General features: G+C 26.1%; 3 protein-coding genes. 1 reads left to right on the plus strand and 2 read right to left on the minus strand.

What is annotated here, in order from left to right; all coding sequences use genetic code 11:
- Nucleotides 1-962: tetratricopeptide repeat protein (locus E6A48_RS10580; RefSeq protein WP_219710187.1), on the minus strand; the 962-nt coding region annotated here is incomplete at its 3' end.
- Nucleotides 963-1,184: 222 nt separating this feature from the next.
- Here E6A48_RS10580 and E6A48_RS10585 point away from each other — a divergent pair.
- Nucleotides 1,185-1,742, plus strand: coding sequence for a lytic transglycosylase domain-containing protein (locus E6A48_RS10585; protein WP_219710189.1), 558 nt, complete (start codon nucleotides 1,185-1,187; stop codon nucleotides 1,740-1,742).
- Between the two features lie 40 nt (nucleotides 1,743-1,782).
- Here the strand turns inward: E6A48_RS10585 and flgG are convergent, their stop codons facing one another.
- Entirely contained in the window at nucleotides 1,783-2,577 is a 795-nt protein-coding gene (flgG, locus tag E6A48_RS10590; protein WP_013244918.1) for a flagellar basal-body rod protein FlgG, read from the minus strand.
- Nucleotides 2,578-2,682 lie beyond the last annotated feature (105 nt).

A 2,682-nucleotide genomic window follows, 5' to 3' on the forward strand; every position in this document is an offset into this window, starting at 1 on the left:
TAGCAAAGCCCGATAAAATTATAAGCCTTATATGAATTAGGATTTTTTTCTATAACTTTTTTAAAATATTCTATTGCTTCATAATAATATTTTTTTGAATAATAACTAATTGCCAATTTATAATAATCTGTAAAAGAATCTAAATCAAACTTTCTTGCTTTATCAAAATATAATGCTGCTTTATCAAACTTTTTTTTGTTAAAAAATATTAATGCAAGATTATTATAAGCATTAGCATATTTAGGGTTAATTTCTATTGCTTTATTAAAATACTCTATTGCTTTGTCATAATCTTTTAGGTAAGAATATATTGCTCCTAATGTATTTGATATTTTGTAAGAGCGACTATTACTTTGCAAATATCTATTTAAACATTCTATAGCTTTATCATAATTGCCAATATTATAATAGCACATTCCAAGCATATCATAAGCTTTAAAAGTCATCTCATCCATACTTTTTGAGTTTTCAAAGAAATTTATTGCTGCTTCATAATTCTTACTTCTATAATGATATAATGCTAAATTATTATATGCTTTATCATATTTTGGATTAATCTCTATTGCTTTATTAAAACATTCTATTGCTTTATCATGTTCATTTTTTTTATAATAACTTATACCGAGTAAATTGTATGCAGTATAAGATTTTGGCATTATTTTTAATGTTTCATAAAAGCACTCTATTGCCTTATCATAGTTACCTATTGCATGGTAGCTTATGCCAAGTAAATTGTATGATTTAAATGTGTTAATATCTACTCTTTTAGCTTCTTCAAAATATTTAATAGCGTCATCAAATTGTTTTATTTCAACACATAATTGTCCTTTGTATAAATTGGCTCTATAATTTTTTGGTACTTTTTTTAGAATATTATCTAATGCTTCTAAAGTTCCTTCATAATCTTCATTTTTTATATTATAGGATATATGATTTAAAATATTATCCATAGAGTTTTGCATACATAAAACCTCAAAATGTGTAAAATAATAATATGTTATATTGTACAGTATCTATATATATTATGTCAACTAAAAATATTTTTTTATATGTATAAAATATATAATAAACTATTGATTTATATGAAAAATAGTATATAATTTTATGACTTTTAGATTTACAGCTACTATTTTAAAAAAATAGTTAAAGGAGCGAAAAAACTTTAATTTTATTGGGGGAAACTTATGAAAAGAATTGTTATCATTTTTACTATAATACTGTGTGCTGCTAATTTAGAAACACATAGTTTCAATATCAATAATTATTCTTTTGTTACAAATAATTGGGTTAATTTAATACAAGACATTTCTAATCATTATAATCAAGATTTTTGGTTTATTAAAGATATTTTTGACATATCTCAAAGTTATGATATAGATCCGCTGCTTATGGTAGCATTAATAAAGATAGAAAGTGATTTTATACCAACTGCATTGTCTAAGAAAAATGCTTATGGTTACTGTCAAATTACACCTATAGCTAATAAAGACGTTGATCCTACTCTTAATAGATATAATCATAGAGAGAATATTATACTTGGTGCTAGATTTATAGCTAAACTTTTAAATAGATTCAATGGTGATATAATACAGAGCCTTAGATATTATAATGCAGGAAGCAATTATGATGAAACAAGGCTTTCTTATTCTGAAGATATTAAAGAAGAGTACGATATGCTTACATCTCTTTATGTTAATAAAAAAGATGTATATGGTGATATATATAAAAAAGAGAGCTTTTAAAAAAATTAAAAACTCTCTTTATTTTTGTTATTGAATTAAATTATCTTTTTAAATTTACAACAGTAGCTAATAGATTATCGCTAGTTTGCACAGCTTTAGAGTTCATCTCATAAGCTCTCTGTGCAACTATCATATCTACCATTTCGTCTACTACTTTAACATTAGACATCTCAACGAAGCCTTGATGTATTCTAGGGAAACCTTTAGAACCAGCTTCACCTTCAAAAGCAGGTCCGCTTGCTATAGTTTCTTTATATAAGTTATCACCTATAGAAAGTAGTCCAGCTTGGTTTATAAATCTATGTAATGTAATGTTTCCTAACTCAACAGGTTCATTTTCATCGCCTATTGTAACAGAAACAACTCCCTCTCTTGATATATTAATTTTTTCTACAAGGAAGTTTTCTGGAAAAATAATTTCAGGTACTAATTTGTATCCATTAGAAGTTACAAGCTGACCATTAGCATCTACTTTAAAAGAACCATCTCTAGTATATGATACACTTCCATCTGGCATCAATACTTGAAAAAATCCTTCTCCCTCTAATGCTAAATCTAGTTTGTTTCCAGTAGCCTGCAATGAGCCTTGGTCAAACATTTTTTGTGTAGCAGCACTTTTTACACCCAAACCAGTTTGAAGTCCAACAGGTGTTACAGTATCTTCTGTTGCAGGAGTACCCTGTATTTTTAAATTTTGATATATTAAATCTTCAAAATCTGCTCTTACTTTTTTATATCCAATGGTGTTAACATTAGCAAGGTTGTTTGCTATTGTATCTGTTTTAAATTGCATACCATTCATACCGCTTGCAGCAGTCCATAAAGAACGTAACATAATTTATTACTCCATTTATTTATGATATTATATTTTCGGTATATACTAAATTCGCTTTATAAATTTTTATACCAATAAAAAAGAGGGAATTACAAATTATAATAC

This window comes from Brachyspira pilosicoli, from assembly GCF_019402445.1.
Classification (GTDB): domain Bacteria; phylum Spirochaetota; class Brachyspiria; order Brachyspirales; family Brachyspiraceae; genus Brachyspira; species Brachyspira pilosicoli_B.